Here is an 18423-nt window from a genome sequence, read left to right on the forward strand (position 1 = left end):
TCTTGAATGAAGATGATCTTGTCGCCGAGTGGATGCCGTGCCGGGCGGAAGGGGCAATTCCTTGCCTTCCGCACCACTCTTTCGGGGGACTTTTGGCGCGGCGCGACATTGGCGGTGGCGTGGCTCACGTGGGGAAACTGACGGAATCCGGCAGTCGGCCCCTCTAAGGCACCCCTCGACCGTTGCTACCCTGCGTCGTCAACTGACCGCGTCCGGTAATACCTAGGGGTGTGCGTGAAGGTCGCCTGTGTCGGCGGCGGGCCCGCCGGCCTGTATCTCTCGATCCTGCTCAAACGGCAGGACCCGTCCCACGACATCACCGTCTACGAACGCAACCCGGAGGGATCCACCTACGGTTGGGGCGTCACCTACTGGCGGGCGCTTCTGGACCGGCTGCACGCCCACGACCCCGAGTCGGCCCGCGCCGTCGAGGAGAGCTCCGTCCGCTGGACCCAGGGAGTCGCCCACGTACGGGGACTGTCGACCCGTCAGCCCGGCGACGCCGGGCACGGCATCGGCCGCCACAAGCTGCTGGAGATCCTCGCCGACCGGGCCCGCGCCCTCGGCGTACGCCTGGAGTTCGACCACGAGATCACCGCGGCGAACGTCCCCGACGCCGACCTCGTCGTGGCCGCCGACGGCGTCCACAGCGCCCTGCGCACCCACCACGCCGGGCACTTCGGCACCGAACTCACGCCCGGCCGCAACCCCTACGTCTGGCTCGGCACCACCAAGGTCTTCGACTCCTTCACCTTCGCCTTCGTCGAGACCGACCACGGCTGGATCTGGTGCTACGGCTACCCCTTCAGCGACGAGCGGAGCACCTGCGTCATCGAGTGCGGCCCCGAGACCCTCGCCGGACTCGGCCTCGACCGCGCCTGCGAGCCCGGCGGGACCGCGGAGAGCGACGCGCTCGCCCGGCTGGAGAAGCTCTTCGCGCACATCCTCGACGGCCACCCCCTGACCGGGCGCGCGGCCGCCGACGGCAGCACCTCCTGGCTGAACTTCCGCACGCTCACCAACCGCACCTGGCACCGCGGCAACCTCGTCCTCCTCGGCGACGCCGCCCACACCACCCACTACTCCATCGGCGCCGGCACCACCCTCGCCCTGGAGGACGCCTTCGCGCTGGCCGCCGCCCTGCGCGAGTGCCCCGACCTCCCGCAGGCCCTCGCCCGGTACGAGCGCGTACGCCGGTCCGAGCTGCTCTCCCCGCAGAGCGCGGCCCGCTACAGCGCCCAGTGGTACGAGAACCTGGACCGCTACATCGGCCTCCCCCCGGAGCGGATGTTCGCCCTGCTCGGCCAGCGCCACTCGCCCCTGCTGCCCCACGTCCCGCCCCAGCTGTACTACCGGCTCGACCGGGCCGCCGGACAGCTGGAGTCGCTGCGCCGCCTCAAGCGCTGGCTCGGCCCCCGGCTCGCCCGCACCGCGCACGCCCGGGAACTCGCCTCCCGCGAGTGACCCCCGCGCAAGCGCTCTCCGCGCGCGACCCCTCGTACGCGCCCCCTGCCGCGGCCGGTCCGCTCCAGGGGGCGCGCGGGTGACAGACTTGCGCCATGGACGAGCGCGAATTCGGCAGGTCTCATCAGCACGCATCCGTCGTCGGTCTCGGCACCTGGCAGCTCGGCGCCGACTGGGGTGACGTCGACGACAAGGAGGCCCTCACGGTTCTGGAGGCGGCGGCCGAGTCGGGGGTGACCTTCTTCGACACCGCCGACGTCTACGGCGACGGACGCAGCGAGCAGACCATCGCCGCCTTCCTGAGCGGCCGGCCCGACCTGCATGTGCTGGTCGCCACGAAGATGGGCCGCCGCGTCGAACAGATCCCCCAGAACTACGTCCTGGACAACTTCCGCGCCTGGAACGACCGTTCCCGCCGCAACCTCGGCGTCGACCGCATCGACCTGGTGCAGCTGCACTGCCCGCCCACCCCCGTCTACTCGTCCGACGAGGTCTTCGACGCCCTCGACACCCTCGTCGAGGAGGAGCGCGTCGCCGCGTACGGCGTCAGCGTGGAGACCTGCGCGGAGGCCCTCACGGCGATCGCCCGCCCGGGCGTGGCCAGCGTCCAGATCATCCTCAACCCGTTCCGGATGAAACCGCTGTACGAGGTGCTCCCCGCCGCCCGGGAGGCCGGCGTCGGCGTCATCGCGCGCGTCCCGCTCGCCTCCGGTCTGCTGTCCGGCAAGTACACCGAGGCCACCGTCTTCCCGGAGAACGACCACCGCACCTACAACCGGCACGGCGAGGCCTTCGACCAGGGCGAGACCTTCTCCGGCGTCGACTACGACACCGGGGTGCGCGCCGCCGCCGAGTTCGCCGCCCTCGCCCCCGAGGGCTGGACCCCGGCCCAGCTGGCCCTGCGCTGGATCGTCCAGCAGCCCGGCGTGACCACGGTGATCCCGGGCGCGCGCTCACCCGAGCAGGCCCGCGCCAACGCGGCCGCCGCCAAGCTGCCCGACCTCCCCGGCGAGACGCTCGCCGCGATCCGGGAACTGTACGAACGCCGGATCCGGCAGCACGTCGAAGGACGCTGGTAGCCGCGACGCCGGTAGCCGCACCGCCCCGCTGCGACCGTCCCGTCCCCCGCACCCCGCCCCGCCCTGCCGCCCGGGAAGCCGGGCGGAAGAAAACGCCGATCAGGGGGTACTCGCCGGACAGGAGACCTGAACGGTCATGGAACATCCGGGGAGGAACAGGTGACGGACACGTCAGCGGGCGTCGACCGGCGCAGAGGGCGCGACGAGACCGAGGAGGAGAGAGCGGACCGGAAGTGGGGGGAGCTGATCCAGGAGGTCCGCGTCGCCCAGACGGGCGTCCAGATCCTCTTCGGCTTCCTGCTCACCGTCGTGTTCACCCCGCGCTACGCGCAACTGGCCGACATCGACCAGGTGATCTACATCGTGACGGTCGTCCTCGGCGCCTGCGCCACCGGCGCCCTCATAGGCCCCGTCTCCCTGCACCGGCTCGTCTCCGGCCGCCAGGTCAAGCCGCAGGCCGTCGTCTGGGCCTCCCGGATGACCTTCGTCGGCCTGATGCTGCTGCTCGCCACCATGACCTCGTCCCTGCTGCTGATCCTCAGGGTCGCGACCCACGACGGCTTCGTGCCCTACCTCGTCACCGCCGTGGTCGTGTGGTACCTGGTGTTCTGGTTCGGCGTGCCGCTGTGGACGCGCCACCGCTACTCCTCGCGCTGAGCGCTGAACGCTGAGAGCTGAGCTCCGAAGACCGGCCCCCCGCCCGCCCCGGCAGGGGGCCGGAGCACGTCAGCCGAACGCGTCGCGCAGCGCCGGCAGCAGCGTCTTCTCGGACCAGTCCAGGTACGCCGGCTGCGAGTCGCCGCCGATCTGCACCAGGGCCACCTCGGTGAACCCGGCCTCCGCGTACGGGCGTATGGCCTCGACGAAGGCCTCGGGGTCGTCGCCGCAGGGGATCGCGGCGGACACGTCGTCGGGCTTGACGAACTGGGTCGCCCCCTCGAAGGAGTCGGGGTGCGGAAGTTCGGCGTTCACCTTCCAGCCGCTGCCGAACCAGCGGAACTGCGCGTGCGCCCGCTCCACCGCCGCCTCCCGGTCGCGGTCGTAGCACACCGGCAGTTGGCCCACGCGCGCCTTGCCCGTGCCGCCGTGCCGGTCGAACGCCTCCAGCAGGTCCGCCTTGGGCTCCGTCGCGATCACCAGGTCGCCCAGCCGTCCCGCCAGCTCGCACGACTGCTCACCGGAGACCGCGATGCCGATCTCCGGCGGCTGCTCGGGCAGGTCCCACAGCTTCGCCGACTCCACGTCGAAGTGGGTGCCGTGCCGCGTGACGTGTTTGCCCTCGAACAGCGCGCGGATGATCTCCACGGCCTCTTCCAGCATCTCGTGCCGTACGTCGACGGCGGGCCAACCGCCGCCCACCACATGCTCGTTGAGGTTCTCGCCGGAGCCGAGGCCGAGCCGGAAACGGCCCTCGGACAGCAACTGGAGAGTCGCCGCCTTCTGCGCCACGACCGCCGGGTGGTAGCGGAAGGTCGGACACGTCACGTACGTCATCAGCGGGATGCGCGACGTGGCCTGCGCAGCGGCGCCCAGCACACTCCACGCGTACGGCGCGTGGCCCTGGGACCGCAGCCACGGGAAGTAGTGGTCCGACGTCACCGAGAAGTCGAAACCGACCTCCTCCGCACGCACCACATGGTCGACCAGCTCCCGCGGGCCTGCCTGTTCGGTCATCATCGTGTATCCGATTCGCACCATGCGCCCCGAGTCCCCGGCCCGCGACGGTGGAAACAGGCCGCCGGCGGTGCGGAAAAGACGTCGATAGGCACCCGCCCCGTGCGAAAGGATGCGTTCATGAGCGCGCGCCCCCTGCCCGTGAGCCCGCCGTCCGCCCAGGGCGTGGAAGCCGACGGCGTCCACGCGTTCCTCGACGCCGTCGAGGCCTCCGAGGTCGTCGAACCGCACAGCCTGATGATCCTTCGGCACGACCACGTCGTGGCCGCCGGCTGGTGGGCGCCGTACACACCGGACCGCCTCCATCTGCTGTACTCGCTCAGCAAGAGCTTCACGTCCACGGCCGCGGGCCTCGCCGTCGCCGAGGGGCTGATCGGGCTCGACGACCCGGTGCTGCGGTACTTCCCGGAACTCGACGCGGACGTCACCGACCCGCGCAGCCGCGCCCTGCGCGTGCGGCACGTGGCGTCCATGGCGAGCGGTCACGAGAGCGAGACGCTGGACCGGGCGCGCGCGCTCGACCCCGACGACCTCGTCCGGGGCTTCCTGCTGCTGCCGCCGGAGCGTGAGCCGGGCACGGTGTTCGCCTACAACCAGCCCGCCACCTTCACCCTCGCCGCGATCCTGCAGCGCGTCACCGGCGCCCGGCTCACCGACTGGCTGCGGCCCCGGCTGCTCGATCCGCTCGGCATCGGCGAGGTCGCCTGGGTGAGCGACCGCTCCGGCCGCGAGCTCGGCTTCAGCGGCCTGCACGGCGCCACCGACGCCGTCGCCCGGCTCGGCCTGCTGTACCTGCGCGAAGGCCGGTGGCAGGGGGAGCGGCTGCTGCCCGCCGAGTGGGTCGCCGAGGCGACCCGCGCGCACATCCCGACGGCGGGCGCCATGGGCGACGGCGACCGGTCAGACTGGGACCGGGGCTACGGCCTGCAGTTCTGGCGCTCCCGGCACGGCTACCGAGGCGACGGGGCGTACGGGCAGTTCTGCCTGGTGCTGCCCGAGCAGGACGCGGTGATCGCGACGACCGCCGCGACCGACGACATGCAGGCCCTGCTGGACCTGGTCTGGGAACACCTCCTGCCGGCGTTCCGGCCGGGCCCGCTCACCGGCCGGGAACGCGCCGACGCGGCCCTCGCCGAGCGGCTCGCGGACCTCGCCCTGCCGCCGGCCGCCGGAAAGCCCGCGCCGCCCGAGCGGGCGGGGGAGTGGGAGGGCGCGCGGTTCACGCCGTACGGCGGTGTCTGCGCCGACCAGCCGGGCCTGACCCGCGCCGTCGTCACCGCCGAAGGGGACGGCTGGACGCTGACCCTGGAGGAGGACGGCCACCGCACCCTCCTGCGCCCGGGGCACGAGGGCTGGCGGGTGGCCGAGGAGCCGCTGCCCGTCGCGGTGAGCGGCGGCTGGACCGACGCCGGCGTCCTCACCGTGGACGCCGTCTTCCTGGAGACCCCGCACCGGCTGCGGGTGTCCTGCTCGCTCGCCGACCGCACCTTCACCGCCCGCTGGGCGACGCGGCCCCTGCACGCCGGACCGCTGCGCCGGATGCGCGCGCCCGCCCGCCCGGCGCCGCGCGGCTCAGGCTGACGTGCCCCGGAAGGTCTTCAGGAACGCGGCGAGGGCCTGCTCGTTCGCCGCCTTGTCCCAGTCCGCGGCGGGCGTCGTCCAGCGCAGGGAGAAGCCGCGGTGGTCGCCGATGAGGAAGCCCCGGCCGAAGACCCGCACCTGCTTGCCGTGGACGTTCATGACCCACTCCATGTCGGCCGCCTTGTACCCCTGGTACGTCGTCGCCTCGATGTCGCCGATGCGGCGGAAGCCGTCCGTCTTGCGCAGCCCGGGCTCGACGGTCTCCCGCCAGACGGCCACCGGGTCGGGGCCGAGCACCTCGCTGTAGGTCACCGCGAGGGTGCGCGGGTCGCCCGCCGCTCCGAAGGTCACGCGGTAGGCGAGGTCGGAGGAGCGCGTGGTGTCCACCCGCTTGAAGTTCCCCGGCAGCGCGACCGAGAAGCCCTCGGGGGCGCGGTAGACGCGGAACCCGGCCGGCAGGGCGTCGGTGGTGCGGGTCGCGGAGGGCTTGGGGCTGGGGCTGGGCGACGGGGCCCGCGAGGCCGCGGGAGGCGACGCCGGGGCGGACGTCGCCGGCGTCGAGGGCGCGGGCGGCGCCGGGGCCGGGGCGCTCGTCGCCCTGCCGCCGTCGCCGCCCGGCGCATTCGGGGCCGTGCTGGGCGCGCTCTGCGCGTCGGTGGACGACGAGCCGTCGGTGCCGGGCAGCCGTCCGGTCGCCGCGAGCGCGGCCACCGCCACCGCGACGACGGCCAGCGCGGCCCCCGCGGTCACGGTCCGGCCGCTCCACCGGCTCCCGCCGAACCCTGCGGCGGCGTACGCGCGGGGCAGCCGCGTCTCGGCCGGCGGCGTGTGCGGGTCCTCGTCCAGGGCGCGCTCAAGGGCCTGGCGCACCACCGGCCGGGTCAGGCGCTCCCGGGAGTCCTTGCGCAGCAGCCCCTGCACGGTCGGCGCCAGCGCGCCCGCCCGCACCGGGGTGCGCAGCGGCAGCCGGTCCACGCCCTTCAGCGTGGTCTCGGGCCGGTCGCGGTCCCGGTACGGCGGCCGCCCCTCGACCATCGTGTACAGGATCGCGCCCAGCGCCCACAGGTCGGCCGCCGGGCCGATCCGCTCGTCCCGCGCCTGCTCCGGGGAGGCGTACGCCGGGGCGGCCAGGCGCGGGGCGAGGGTCGCGCCGGCGAGACCGAACCCGGTGACGACGACCGGCCCGCGCGCCCGCACGTAGATCTGGCCGGGGCTGAGCTCGCCGTGGGTGATGCCCTCGCCGTGCGCGGCCTCGAGCACGTCGAGCAGTTCCAGCCCGATGGCGGCGGCGCGGGCCGCCCGGAAGGCGCCCTTCTGTTCGATGAGCTGGCCGAGCGGCAGTCCGTCGATCCATTCGGTGACGGTCCACAGGGCGCCGTCCTCAGGCAGGGCGTCGAGGACGGTGGCGACCCGGCCGGGGCACAGCCCCGCCATCGTCTGCGACATGCGCAGCACGCGGTCGGCGGCCCGGAGCGCGTCCTCCGGGTTCTGGCCCTCGGGCAGTCCGATCCGGGTGACCAGGCACGGCCGGGGTCCGGCCGGGTCCCCCTCGTACTCCCCGTACCAGCTGACGCGGTTCGTCTCATGGTGGACGACGTCGAGCAGCCGGTACCGCCCGGCGACCAGCTCGTTCCTGGAGACATGCGCCTTGACCATGGCCATCCTTCGCTGAACCGCCGGAGTTCTCCTTTCCCAGTGGTACGGCGGCCGAGAGGGGCTGCGTTCAAAAGAACCGCGACTCCGCCACGATTCCTGTCTTTCATTCAAAAAAGGCCGAGCATATGTACGACGAAAGGAAATTACCTGGGGTCGTCCAGTGGTGTAACCAGCGGTAAACAACCCCGGACGGCTCTCGGGCGGCCTTCGGAAACACGTTCGCCGCGCCGCCGCGGATTGGCGTGACGGAGGGCCCGGCGGGTTTTTCCTATCTCACTCCAGCCCGAACCGCTCGACCCAGGACGAGATGTCCGCGGCCGAGGCATTGCCCCCGCACACCACCAATCCGAGCCGGGCCTCGTCCCCGACCCGCTCCAGCACCCGCCGGGCGGCCGGCAGCAGACACCCGGCGGCCGGCTCGGCCCACACCTTGCCGTGCTCGGCGAACTCCACCGCCCCCCGCACCGCCTCCCGGTCCGGCACCACCAGCACCTCGCCCACCAGCGCGGCCACATGGTCGTACGTCAACCGCGAGACGGCGGGAGCGCTGAGCGTGGACACCACCGACGACAGCTCGACCGGCACCGGGCCGCCCGCCGCCAGCGCCCGGGACATCGCCTCCGCGCCCTCGGTCTCCACGCCCCAGACCCGCACCCCGGGCCGACGGGCCCGCAGGGCCGCCGCGACGCCGGAGATCAGCCCGCCGCCCCCGACGCTCACCAGGACATCGGTCAGGCCGTCGTCCGCGTCCTCGTCCAGCTCCAGGCCGACCGTGCCCTGACCGGCGACGACCGCCGGATCGTCGAACGGGTGGACGAGCGTCAGCCCCTCCTCCCGCAACCGGTCCACCAGGGAGAACGCCTCCGCCATGCCGTCCGTCAGCCGCACCGACGCGCCCGCCTCCCCGGCGATCCGCACCGAACGCGCCGGCGCCGTCCGCGGCATCACCACCGTGGCCTTCACATCGAGCGCCGCGGCCATGACCGCCACCGCGATCCCGTGGTTGCCGCCGCTCACCGCCACCACCCCGGCCGCCCGCTCGGCCTCGCTCAGCGACAGCAGCTTCGCCGTCGCCCCACGCGCCTTGAAGGAGCCGGTGCGCTGCAACAACTCCAGCTTCACGGTGACGGGAGCGCCGAGCAGCGCGGACAGACCCGGGCTCGGCAGCGTCGGAGTGCGCAGCACGTGCCCGGCGATCCGTTCCGCCATGGCCTCGACGGCCGAGACGTCGAGGATGCCGGAGCCTTCTGCGACCTCGTCGACGTGGGGGATGCCGGCCAAGGCGACCACCTTTCCTGTTACGCGCTCACCGGGGCGCGCGCTCCGCGTGCCCGCTTCGCACCCTTTCGCGTGGCGGCGGCCCCGGTCAACCGCGGTTCACACCTCGCGCCGCGCCAGGAAGTCCACCAGTGACCGCAGGTCGGCTGCGGCCCTCGCCTGCAGCGGGACGCCGGTGAGGGCCGCCTCCGCGGCGGTCGTCCGGCGGCGCGCCTCGGCGAGGGCCGCCGCGCGGCCGCCTGCCAGATCCACCAGGGCGGCCGCCTCGGCGTGGTCGGTCCGCGACTCCAGAAGCCGGGCCAGCCGACGCGCCTCGGGGGTCGCGGCCGCCAGGGCGGCCAGTATCGGGAAGGTCTTCTTGCCTTCGCGCAGGTCGCCGTGGACGGGCTTGCCGGTGACGGCCGGGTCGCCCCAGATGCCGAGCATGTCGTCGACGATCTGGAAGGCGACGCCCAGATGCCGGCCGGCCCGGTCCAGCGCCGTCACCGTCGTCTCCGGCGCGCCGCCGAGGGAGGCGCCCAGCGCGGCCGCGCAGCCGAGCAGCGCGCCCGTCTTGCCCTCGGCCATCGCCCGGTACTCGTGCGGCAGCACCCGCTGCGGTCCCCGGAAGGGGCGGGCGGCGAACAGCAGGTCGTCGGCCTGCCCGCGGACGAGTTCGGTGAGCGCTGCCGACAGCAGCCGTACGCCGGGCGCGCCGCCCGGAGCCGCGGCCAGCGTCTCCACGGCCAGGGCGAACAGGGCGTCGCCCGCGAGTACCGCCGGACCCGTGCCGTAGGCCTTCCAGACGGTGGGGCGCCGCCGGCGCGTCGGATCACCGTCCATGATGTCGTCGTGGAGCAGGGAGAAGGTGTGCACCAGCTCCACGGCGACCGCCGCGGCCGTCCCGGCTCGCGCGGGCGCGCCGGCCGCCTCCGCCCCCAGCACCGCCAGGGCCTGCCGCAGCCCCTTCCCGCCGGAGGCGGCGGCGGGCGCCCCGCCGACCTCGCACCAGCCCAGGGAGTACGCCGCCATCTCGCCCACCCAGGGGTGCAGCCGCCCCACGGCCTCGGTCAGCGCGGGCCGGACCAGGGTGCGGCACCGATCGAGGATCGAGGCCGGCGCGGTCGGTGCGGCGGCGGTCGGGGAGGAGGTCGTCATCGCGCGGCCTCCGCGTCGAGGCCGAGTTCCTTCTGCGCCCGCGCCACCATCTCGCGCGCGTGCCGCAGGCCGATCCGCTCCAACCGTCCGGCGAGCTCGGCGAGTTCCGCCGCCGTCTCGGCGCGGTCGCGGCCCAGGCGGGCCAGCGACTTGGCCAGGCCGAGCCGGGCCAGTGCCTCCCCGCGCGGCTCGCTCATCGCGCCGAACTCGTCGAGCGCCAGCTCGTAGAGCTCCCGCGCCTCGGCGTAACGGCCCGCCCGGTACAGGACGTTGCCCCGCATCTTGTGGTTGTAGGCAAGCGCGCTGGACAGGTTCATCGTCCGGCACGTCGTCTCCGCCTCGGACAGCAGGGCGAGGGCCCGCTCCACGTCGCCGTCGCGCGCCGAGACGATGTCGGCCAGCCCGCGCAGCGCCCACGCGTGCCCTCGCCGGTCGTCCGCGCGCCCCGCTATCTCGGCGGCCTCCTCGAACAGCGCGTAGGCGGTGTCGTACGCGCCGGCGTTGCGGTGCATCTGTGCGATGCCCTCCAGCGCCCACACCGTGTGGCGCGCCTCGCCCCGCCGTCGGGCCTCGGCGAGCAGCTGTTCGTGCAGCCTGCCGACCGCCTCGTAGTCCCCCTGTATCCGGCCGGTCTCCGCGAGCCCGGCCAGCGAGTACCCGCGGACGACCACGTCCCCGGCGTGTTCGCCGAGCTCCGCGGCGAGCGCCAGCAGTCGCCGGGCCAGCGGGAACGAGCCGCGCTGCCGGGCCAGGGTGCCCCCGCTCCACAGCGCCCAGGCCATCGCCGCGGTGTCGTCGGCGTCCCGCGCGGCCCGGTAGCTCGCCTTCCAGGCCCGGTCCGCCTCCCGCACCTGCCCCAGCCGGCGGTGCGCCTCGGCCACGGCGAGGCCGGAACGGGCGGCCTCGGCGTGCTCCCCGGCCCGCTCCGCCGCCGCCAACCGCTCGGTGCCGGCGGCCAGTACGTCGACCAGGGAGGAGTTCACGGACAGGGTGGTGAGGGCGCCCTGGTACTCCGGGGCGAAAGCCTTGCCGTACATCGCGTCCTTTCGGCAATGATGTATACACTCTGTGTATACATGGCATGTATAGTGCAGCGGACTTCAGCCCCGTACCCCCGCGGGGGGAGGGGTGGAGTCGTCGTGTTCCGCTGTCGTCGATCAAGACGCGGGCCTCCCGGGCGGGGTTGCCTGTGAGGCGCAGATCACCCGCCCGGCGTCAGCCCTACGGCGTGGCGGCGGCCGGCTGCGAGCCCGGCTCGGCCTCCGCACTCCCCGGCATGTCCTCAGGCCGCTCGTACGGCGGTACGGCGCCCCGGTGGGCGTCGTCCTTGCCTGTGCGGGTGCGCCTGCCCGTACCGCAGAACGCCGACTCCAGTGTGCGCAGCATCGTGTTGTGGACGCGGGAGCTGTTGGAGGCGTTGGACAGCGCGGCCAGGCTGCGGCGGCCGTCCGACGAGGTGAACGCGTACGTGTAGTAGCCCTGCACCGCGCCCGTGTGCCCGTACACGGACACCCCGCACGACAGGTCCCGCCGCCGCAGCCCCAGCCCGTACGCCTGATGGACGCCCGCGGGCGTCCACCGCCGCATCTGCGCCAGCGACGCCGCCGAGGTCAGCCGGCCGCGCTGCAGGGCCGCCAGGAACGTGGTGAGATCCCGGGGGTTGGAGATGAGCGCGCCCGCGCTCTGCGCCCAGGACACCGTCTGCCGCGTCGCGTCGACCAGCGCGGTGGCCGGCGCGTCGGGGGTGAGGTAGCCGCGCGTGTGGACGCCGGGGATGGCGGTGCCCGGATGCACGTAGAAGGTGTCCCGCAGCTTCAGCGGGCCGATGATCCGGCTCCGGTACGCAGCGCCCACCGGGCGCCCGGTGAGCTTCTCGATCAGCATCCCGGCGACGACGAAGTTGGTGTTGGAGTACGAGTACGCGCCGCCGGGCGCGGTCGTGCGCGGCCGGCGCAGTGAGCGGTCCAGTAGCTGACGGTAGGTGAACACCTTGGCGCGCACGGCCTCGAAGCCGGCCACGCTCCGGGCGAACATGTCGTTGCTGTAGTCGTACAGACCGCTGCGGTGGCTCAGCACGTGCCGGACGGTGATCCGGCTGTCGGGAAGCAGCCTGGGCAGATAGCGGTTGACCGGCGCGTCGAGGGAGAGCCTGTGCTCGTCGACGAGTTGCAGCAGCACGACCGCCGAGAACACCTTGGTGACGCTGCCGATGCGGAAGCGGTCGCCGGCGGTCAGGGCGCGGCCCGTCTTCCGGTCCGAGACGCCCACGGCGAGCCGGTGGACACTCCCGCCGTCGTCGAGCAGCGCCGCCGCCCCCGGCGCGCCCTGGCCCACCGCCGTGCGCAGGACGCCCCGCAGCCCGGTGAGATCGGGCTTCGGCGGCGCGGCCTGCGCGGGAGCCGCCGGAAGGGCGGCCAGGGCGGCCCCCAGCGACACACACAGTGCCGCCCTTGTGAACTTTCCGAACACCCCGAGTGACATGCTTCCCGTCCCGTCACATCTCCGCGGCCGAAGCGCAGTTGGTGACCGATGGATCACCGCGCGTGGTCGGCCCAGTATGTGCGCGGGGACGGAAGAAAGCGATCATTTGGGCGTGCGCGCCCGGGTGTTCGGCGCGGAGGCCGTCGGTTCAGGCGCGGAGGCCGCCGGTTTAGCGGTGCAGCGAGCGCGCCCAGTCCGCCGGCACCCGGCCCGCCGGGCCCGGCGCCGGCTGGTCCTCCGGACGGCTGACCGGCGGGGCCAGTTCGGGCCCGGAGTCGAACAGTTCCTGGGCGCCGTAGTCCCAGAACCACTCCTCGCCCGGCTCGAAGCTGCGCACCAGGGGATGCCCCGTCGCCTTCCAGTGGGCGGTGGCGTGCTGTGCGGGGGAGGAGTCGCAGCAGCCGATGTGCCCGCAGGAGGCGCAGCGCCGCAGATGGAACCACCAGCCGCCCGCGGCGTCGCACTCGACGCAGCCGGCGCCGCTCGGCGGGACGTCCGGGTCGATGGCGTGGGCGTCGGTCATACGGGCTCCTCCGCTGATGCGCTGTCCTCGCTGATCACGTTCTCGGGGTCGGGCCCGGCGTCTTCCGGATCCGGCGCCGTCAGCGGCAGCAGGACCTGGAAGCGGGTGTCGCCCGGCACGGACTCGACCTGTATGCCGCCGTGGTGCTTGTTGACGACGATCCGCCAGGAGATGTCCAGGCCCAGCCCGGTGCCCTCGCCCACCGGCTTGGTGGTGAAGAAGGGGTCGAAGATGCGGTCCCGAATGTCCGGCGGGATGCCCGGCCCCGTGTCGCGGAACTCCACCAGCAGCCGGTCCGCCTCCCGCGCCGTCCGCACGGTCAACGTCCCGCCGCCACCGGCGCTGTTGATGGCGAAGACGGCGTTGTCGACGAGGTTCGTCCACACCTGGTTGAGCTCCGCCGGATACGCAGGCACCTTCGGCGCCCCGCGGTCGTAGTCCTTGACGACCTCGATGCGCCGTCCGATCTTGCCCGAGAGCATCAGCAAGGTGCTGTCGAGGAGTTCGTGGACGTCGACGACGCGGTACGGGGCCCGGTCGAGCTGCGAGTACTGCTTGGCGGCGTCCACCAGATGGGAGATGCGGGTGGTGGAGTCGTCGATCTCGTCCATCAACAGCTCGGTCTCGACGGTGTAGTTGAGCCACCCGATCGCCCCCGGCAGGATGTCGGCGGCCACCGCCGCGGCGACCTGCTCCAGCCAGTCCACGTCCAGCCCGGCCTGCACGAATGTCGGCGCGATCCGCCAGCCCTCCGGGATGTCGTGGTCGTCGAGCCAGTCGGTCAGCTCGTCCTCCCGGTCGGAGGCCTCCAGAGGGCTCAACGCCGGTGCCTTCGCGACGCGTTCGGCGGTGCGCTCCTGGATCTCGATGAGCTCCGCGAGCGTCTCCGGCGAGTACGAGCCCTGCGCGATGACGGCGAGCTTGTGCCGCATCTTCGCCACCCGCTCCCGCAGCGTCGCCGTGGCCCGGACCGCCGCCGCGGCCGGGTTGTTCAGCTCGTGCGTGAGCCCCGCGGACAACGAGCCGAGGGCGAGCAGCCGTTCGCGCTGTCCGATGGCCCGCTGGGTGTTCTTCGTGCCGAAGAACAGCCCCTCCAGCAGATGCGCGGCCATCGGGAACCACTCCTGCATGACGTCCGCGAACGACTGCGCGGGCAGCACGAAGAACCGCGTCGGCTCCGTCACCCGCATCGAGTTGGTGTAGACCTGCGGCACCCGGTCCCCGAGGTAGGCCTGCATGGCCCCGGAGTACACCCCGCGCTGCGAGGAGCGCACCACTTCGACGTCGTCGCCGCCGACCCGGCGGGACAGCACCACCGTGCCCTCGATCATCACGTAGAAGCAGGTCGCCGGGTCGCCCTCCGCGTACACCGGCCCCGGGTCGAACTTCTCCACCCGCCCCTCGGCGCACAGCCGTCCCAGCTGCTCCGGGGAGAGCTTCTCGAACAGGAACAGCGCGCCGATCTCGCCCGGGCTGCAGGGCATCGCCCGCCCGCTCACGACTGCTCCAGATACCGGTGCACGAGCATCACGGCCATGGCTCCCTCTCCGACGGCGGACGCGACCCGCTTCGCGGACTCCGCACGCGCGTCGCCCGCCACGAACACGCCCGGAACGCTGGTCTCCAGGTGGTACGGCGGCCGGTCCAGCTCCCAGCCCGCCGGCGGCCGCCCGTCCGGCGTGAGGTCGGGCCCCGCCAGGATGAACCCGCGCCCGTCGCGCAGCACCGTGCCGTCCAGCCAGTCCGTCAGCGGGGCCGCGCCGATGAACACGAACATCCACTGCGCGTCGACCAGTTCGGTCTTCCCGCTCTCCACGTCCCGCAGCGTCAGCCGCTCCAGATGGCCGTCGCCGTGCGCCTCCTCGACGACCGTGCCGCAGCGCACCGAGATGTTGGGCGCCTCACCGAGCTGCTGGATCAGGTAGTACGACATCGACGCCGTCAGGTCGGGGCCGCGCACCAGCAGCGTCACCGACTTCGCGCCCCGGGACAGGTACATCGCCGCCTGGCCCGCGGAGTTGGCGCCGCCCACGATGTACACGTCCTGCCCCTGGCAGGAGGCCGCCTCGGTGAGCGCCGACCCGTAGAACACCCCGCAGCCGGTCAGCTCCTCCAGGCCGGGCGCCCGCAGCTCGCGGTACGACACACCGGTCGCCAGGATCACGCTGTGCGCGGCGATCGCCGAGCCGTCGGAGAACCGCACCACGCGCGCCGCCCCGTTGACGTCGAGCCCCGTGACCTCGCGCGCGGTGAGGATCTCGGCGCCGAACTTCGTCGCCTGACGGCGCGCCCGGTCGGTGAGCTGTGCTCCGGAGACGCCGTCGGGGAAGCCGAGGTAGTTCTCGATCCGCGAGCTCTGCCCGGCCTGCCCGCCCGTCGCCGACCGCTCCACCAGCACCGTCCGCAGGCCCTCAGAGGCCCCGTACACCGCCGCGCCGAGCCCGGCCGGGCCGCCGCCGATCACCACCAGGTCGTAGAAGTCGGCCGTCGGCGTTGTCGCCAGGCCGACCTTCGACGCCAGCTCGGGCGCGTCCGGCTCGACCAGCGGCGCGCCCTCGGCGGTGATCACCAGCGGCAGCCGCTGCCCGTCCTGCCCCGCCGCGGCCAGCAGTCGCCGCCCCTCCGGCTCGTCGGAGGAGTACCAGCGGTAGGGCACCTGGTTGCGGGCCAGGAACTCCCGCACCTCGGAGGAGCGCGCCGACCAGCGGTGCCCCACCACCTTGGTGCTGGGCACCGGCCGGTGGTCGCTCGTCCGCCACGCCGCAAGCAGGTCGTCCACCACCGGGTAGAGCTTCTCCTCGGGCGGGTCCCACGGCTTGAGCAGATAGTGGTCGAGGTCGACGACGTTGATCGCGTCGATCGCCGCGTTTGTGTCGGCGTACGCCGTCAGCAGCACCCGCCGCGCGCCCGGGTACACGTCCAGCGCCTGTTCGAGGAACTCGATGCCGTTCATCTGCGGCATCCGGTAGTCGGCCAGGATCACGGCGACCAGGTCCCCGCGCAGCTTCAGCTCCCGCAGCGCCTCCAGAGCGGACTCACCGGACTCCGCGCGCACGATCCGGTACCCGGCGCCGTAACGACGCCGCAGGTCACGGGCGACGGCGCGGGAGACCCCCGGGTCGTCGTCCACGGTCAGGATGACGGTCCGCGCTGATTCGGCGGCCTGTGCCATACGTCTCCACCCCGAGAACGGTCAGAACGCGCCGCACGGCAAGCCCCGCGCCGGCTCCAGCCATCGTATGTTCGATCGCCCCGGACCGCTGCGGGGCCGGGGGAGAGGGTGCGCCCCTGGTTCAGGTCCCGGCACTCTCGGGCAAGGTCTCGCCGGGTGCGCGGCGCCCGTTCCCGCTCCGGGCGTCCGGCCGGCCGGGCGGTGGTGAAGACTGGGCGGGCACGATCGACGACGACACTCAGGAGGCAGCGGGATGACGCGCCCGATCACGGCAGGGGTCGACGGGACGGAAGAGAGCCTCGCGGCGCTCGCCTGGGCGGCACGGGAGGCCGTCCGGCGGGACCGGGCGCTGCGGGTGGTGCACGCCTGGCGGTTCCAGCCGGACACGGCCGCCGAGTTGGCCGACCGGGACGCGCAGGAGCAGTGGGTGCGGGCCGAGGTGCAGCAGGCTGCCGCGGAGGTCGCCGCACGGCACCGGGGCCTCGATGTCACCACCGACGTGCTGGAGGGCGACCCGGTCGACACGCTCACCGACGCCGTCGCGCAGGCCGAGACGCTGGTGCTGGGCTCGCGAGGCCACGGCCCCGTCGTGGGGTTCCTGCTCGGCTCGGTGGGCCAGCAGGTGATCGCCGAGGCCACCCGCCCGGTCGTCCTCGTCCGCGCCGGCGACAAGCCCAGCGACGAGGTCGCCGGGCACGAGATCGTCGTCGGCCAGCAGGGCGCCCCCGAGGACAGCGCGCCCGCCCTGCGGTTCGCGTTCGAGACGGCCGCCGCCCGCGGCGCCTCCGTCCGCGTCGTCCGCGCCTGGACGCTGCCGCCGCTGTTCTCCTACAGCCCCGCCTCCCTCAAGCTCCTCGACGACGCCGGCGGCCTGGAGCCTTACGAGCGCAAGGCGCTGACCGACGCCCTCGCCCCCTGGCGGGAACGCTTCCCCGACGTGCCGGTGGTCGAGCACGTGGAGATCGGCAGCGCGGGCCAGGTGCTGCTGTCGGTGTCCGGGCGGGCCCAGCTGATGGTCGTCGGCCGGCGCGCCCACCGCACCGCCGTCGGCGCCCGCATCGGCTCCGTCGCCCACGGCGTCCTGCACCACGCGGACTGCCCGGTCGCCGTCGTCCCGCACGACTGAGCGGGCGGGATCACTGCGGGAGGGTCGGCTCCAGCGTCTCGCGCGCCTTGGGGAGGATCTTCTCGATGTAGTCGGTGACGGCCGTGTCGAGCCCTATGTCGTGCTGCGCCCGCTCCGAAAGGAACCAGCGGTGCTCCAGCAGCTCGTGGTAGATCTCCGCGGGGTCCATGGAGCCGCGCAGCTCGACCGGCACGGCCCGCACCGTCGGCCGGAACACGTCCCGCACCCAGCGGTGCGCGAGCACCTCGGGGCGGGCGGCGAGGGGGTCGCCGGGCGCGTAGTCGTCCTGGGTGGCCATCCAGCTCTCCAGGTCGCTCAGCAGCCGCCGGGCCTGGTTCTCCTCGGCGTCCAGGCCCGTCAGCCGCAGCAGCTGCCGCTGGTGGTGGCCGGCGTCGACGACCTTGGGCACGAAGGTGACCGAGTCGCCGCCCGGCGAGTGCTCGATCTGCATCTCGGCCACGTCGAAACCGAGTTCGTTGAGGCGGCGGATGCGGCGCTCGATGTAGTGGTACTTGCCCGCCGGGTAGACGGAGGTGCGGGTCAGCTCCTCCCACAGCCGGTGGTAGCGGGCGCAGATCTCCATGCCGAACTCCACCGGGTCCACCGACGGGTGCAGCGCGCCCGACGCCTCCAGGTCGAGCAGCTCGCCGCTGATGTTGACCCGGGCGAGATCGAGGTCGTAGTCGCGCTGCCCGTTGCTCAGCTGCGGATGCAGGTCGCCGGTCTCCGCGTCGACCAGGTAGGCGGCGTACGCGCCCGCGTCGCGCCGGAAGAGCGTGTTGGACAGCGAGCAGTCGCCCCACGCGAACCCGGCGAGGTGCAGCCGCACCAGCAGCACCGCGAGGGCGTCCATCAGCCGGTGCATCGTGGCCGGCCGCATGGTCGTCTCGAACATCGACCGGTACGGCATCGAGCCGCCCAGATGCCGGGTCACGAGCACCGACTCCAGCGGGCCGCCGGAGCGGTCGGCGCGGCCGGTGACGACGGCCAGCGCGTCGACGGCCGGAATGCTCAGCCGGTCCAGGTCGCGCAGCAGCTCGTACTCCCGCAGCGCCGGGCGTTCCGCCAGCTCCTTGACGGCGATCACCTCGGCGCCGGCGCGGGCGTAGCGCACCACGTGGCGCGAGATGCCGCGCGGCAGCGGCACGAGGATGTCCTCGGGCCACTCCTCCAGCGGCAGGTGCCAGGGCAGCTCCAGCAGGAGGGCCGGGTGCTCCGGGTTGGTGGCGCTGATCTGCAAAGCCATGGCCCG

Annotated in this window: 15 protein-coding genes; 5 read left to right on the forward strand and 10 right to left on the reverse strand. The window is 73.4% G+C overall.

All coding sequences use genetic code 11. The features are described 5' to 3' along the window. The first annotated feature begins 228 nt into the window (after positions 1-228). The 3 genes from ACFYXA_RS06915 (at position 229) to ACFYXA_RS06925 (ending at position 3200) form a co-directional block, all read left to right on the forward strand. Positions 229-1464 carry an FAD-dependent monooxygenase gene (locus tag ACFYXA_RS06915; protein ID WP_389028866.1) on the forward strand — a complete coding sequence of 412 codons (1236 nt, stop codon included), beginning with the start codon at positions 229-231 and terminating at the stop codon, positions 1462-1464. A gap of 95 nt (positions 1465-1559) precedes the next feature. After that, on the forward strand, positions 1560-2543 hold the full coding sequence (locus ACFYXA_RS06920) for an aldo/keto reductase (RefSeq protein WP_389028869.1): 984 nt from the start codon (positions 1560-1562) through the stop codon (positions 2541-2543). 159 nt (positions 2544-2702) lie between these two features. Continuing rightward, positions 2703-3200 carry a DUF6328 family protein gene (locus ACFYXA_RS06925; RefSeq protein ID WP_351096517.1) on the forward strand — a complete coding sequence of 166 codons (498 nt, stop codon included), beginning with the start codon at positions 2703-2705 and terminating at the stop codon, positions 3198-3200. Between the two features lie 69 nt (positions 3201-3269). Here ACFYXA_RS06925 and ACFYXA_RS06930 read toward each other — a convergent pair whose 3' ends face one another. After that, positions 3270-4241 (reverse strand): LLM class F420-dependent oxidoreductase, encoded by a 972-nt coding sequence (locus ACFYXA_RS06930; RefSeq protein WP_389028873.1) that lies wholly within the window; start codon positions 4239-4241, stop codon positions 3270-3272. Between the two features lie 96 nt (positions 4242-4337). Here ACFYXA_RS06930 and ACFYXA_RS06935 point away from each other — a divergent pair, with 96 nt between their 5' ends. Further along, positions 4338-5798, forward strand: a complete 1461-nt coding sequence (locus ACFYXA_RS06935) for a serine hydrolase domain-containing protein (protein WP_389028876.1) — start codon at positions 4338-4340, stop codon at positions 5796-5798. Here ACFYXA_RS06935 and ACFYXA_RS06940 read toward each other — a convergent pair. From ACFYXA_RS06940 to ACFYXA_RS06975, 8 genes are all read right to left on the reverse strand, one after another. Further along, entirely contained in the window at positions 5790-7460 is a 1671-nt protein-coding gene (locus tag ACFYXA_RS06940; protein ID WP_389028879.1) for a serine/threonine protein kinase, read from the reverse strand. The two genes, ACFYXA_RS06935 and ACFYXA_RS06940, sit on opposite strands and share 9 nt — an antisense overlap. Before the next feature lie 267 nt (positions 7461-7727). Then, complete coding sequence (locus ACFYXA_RS06945; RefSeq protein ID WP_389029110.1) at positions 7728-8690, reverse strand: threonine/serine dehydratase; 963 nt, start codon at positions 8688-8690, stop codon at positions 7728-7730. A 141-nt stretch (positions 8691-8831) separates the two neighbouring features. Then, complete coding sequence (locus ACFYXA_RS06950; protein WP_389028882.1) at positions 8832-9869, reverse strand: polyprenyl synthetase family protein; 1038 nt, start codon at positions 9867-9869, stop codon at positions 8832-8834. Further along, on the reverse strand, positions 9866-10906 hold the full coding sequence (locus ACFYXA_RS06955; protein WP_352251383.1) for a tetratricopeptide repeat protein: 1041 nt from the start codon (positions 10904-10906) through the stop codon (positions 9866-9868). The genes ACFYXA_RS06950 and ACFYXA_RS06955 overlap by 4 nt, the downstream gene beginning before the upstream one ends. Before the next feature lie 184 nt (positions 10907-11090). Beyond that, positions 11091-12350 carry a serine hydrolase domain-containing protein gene (locus tag ACFYXA_RS06960; protein WP_389028886.1) on the reverse strand — a complete coding sequence of 420 codons (1260 nt, stop codon included), beginning with the start codon at positions 12348-12350 and terminating at the stop codon, positions 11091-11093. A 169-nt stretch (positions 12351-12519) separates the two neighbouring features. Further along, complete coding sequence (locus ACFYXA_RS06965; protein WP_352251379.1) at positions 12520-12873, reverse strand: UBP-type zinc finger domain-containing protein; 354 nt, start codon at positions 12871-12873, stop codon at positions 12520-12522. Next, positions 12870-14357 carry an ATP-binding protein gene (locus tag ACFYXA_RS06970; protein ID WP_389028889.1) on the reverse strand — a complete coding sequence of 496 codons (1488 nt, stop codon included), beginning with the start codon at positions 14355-14357 and terminating at the stop codon, positions 12870-12872. Before ACFYXA_RS06970 ends, ACFYXA_RS06965 begins: the two co-directional genes overlap by 4 nt. 11 nt (positions 14358-14368) lie before the next feature. After that, on the reverse strand, positions 14369-16045 hold the full coding sequence (locus tag ACFYXA_RS06975; protein ID WP_389028892.1) for an FAD-dependent oxidoreductase: 1677 nt from the start codon (positions 16043-16045) through the stop codon (positions 14369-14371). A gap of 253 nt (positions 16046-16298) precedes the next feature. Here ACFYXA_RS06975 and ACFYXA_RS06980 point away from each other — a divergent pair, with 253 nt between their 5' ends. Continuing rightward, positions 16299-17171 carry a universal stress protein gene (locus ACFYXA_RS06980; protein ID WP_351096501.1) on the forward strand — a complete coding sequence of 291 codons (873 nt, stop codon included), beginning with the start codon at positions 16299-16301 and terminating at the stop codon, positions 17169-17171. A gap of 10 nt (positions 17172-17181) precedes the next feature. Here the strand turns inward: ACFYXA_RS06980 and ACFYXA_RS06985 are convergent, their stop codons facing one another. After that, positions 17182-18417: a DUF4032 domain-containing protein gene (locus tag ACFYXA_RS06985; protein ID WP_356683194.1), complete on the reverse strand. Its 1236-nt coding sequence runs from the start codon at positions 18415-18417 to the stop codon at positions 17182-17184. Between the last annotated feature and the right edge of the window lie 6 nt (positions 18418-18423).

Source organism: Streptomyces sp. NPDC002566 (assembly GCF_042889585.1).
Lineage (GTDB): Bacteria > Actinomycetota > Actinomycetes > Streptomycetales > Streptomycetaceae > Streptomyces.

Bases quoted from the DNA above. Each gene is read 5' to 3' on its own strand.
- ACFYXA_RS06920 (WP_389028869.1), top strand. From the start codon at position 1,560: ATGGACGAGCGCGAATTCGGCAGGTCTCATCAGCACGCATCCGTCGTC.
- ACFYXA_RS06930 (WP_389028873.1), bottom strand. From the start codon at position 4,241: ATGGTGCGAATCGGATACACGATGATGACCGAACAGGCAGGCCCGCGG.
- ACFYXA_RS06935 (WP_389028876.1), top strand. From the start codon at position 4,338: ATGAGCGCGCGCCCCCTGCCCGTGAGCCCGCCGTCCGCCCAGGGCGTG.
- ACFYXA_RS06940 (WP_389028879.1), bottom strand. From the start codon at position 7,460: ATGGCCATGGTCAAGGCGCATGTCTCCAGGAACGAGCTGGTCGCCGGG.
- ACFYXA_RS06950 (WP_389028882.1), bottom strand. From the start codon at position 9,869: ATGACGACCTCCTCCCCGACCGCCGCCGCACCGACCGCGCCGGCCTCG.
- ACFYXA_RS06955 (WP_352251383.1), bottom strand. From the start codon at position 10,906: ATGTACGGCAAGGCTTTCGCCCCGGAGTACCAGGGCGCCCTCACCACC.
- ACFYXA_RS06960 (WP_389028886.1), bottom strand. From the start codon at position 12,350: ATGTCACTCGGGGTGTTCGGAAAGTTCACAAGGGCGGCACTGTGTGTG.
- ACFYXA_RS06965 (WP_352251379.1), bottom strand. From the start codon at position 12,873: ATGACCGACGCCCACGCCATCGACCCGGACGTCCCGCCGAGCGGCGCC.
- ACFYXA_RS06970 (WP_389028889.1), bottom strand. From the start codon at position 14,357: ATGCCCTGCAGCCCGGGCGAGATCGGCGCGCTGTTCCTGTTCGAGAAG.
- ACFYXA_RS06975 (WP_389028892.1), bottom strand. From the start codon at position 16,045: ATGGCACAGGCCGCCGAATCAGCGCGGACCGTCATCCTGACCGTGGAC.
- ACFYXA_RS06980 (WP_351096501.1), top strand. From the start codon at position 16,299: ATGACGCGCCCGATCACGGCAGGGGTCGACGGGACGGAAGAGAGCCTC.
- ACFYXA_RS06985 (WP_356683194.1), bottom strand. From the start codon at position 18,417: ATGGCTTTGCAGATCAGCGCCACCAACCCGGAGCACCCGGCCCTCCTG.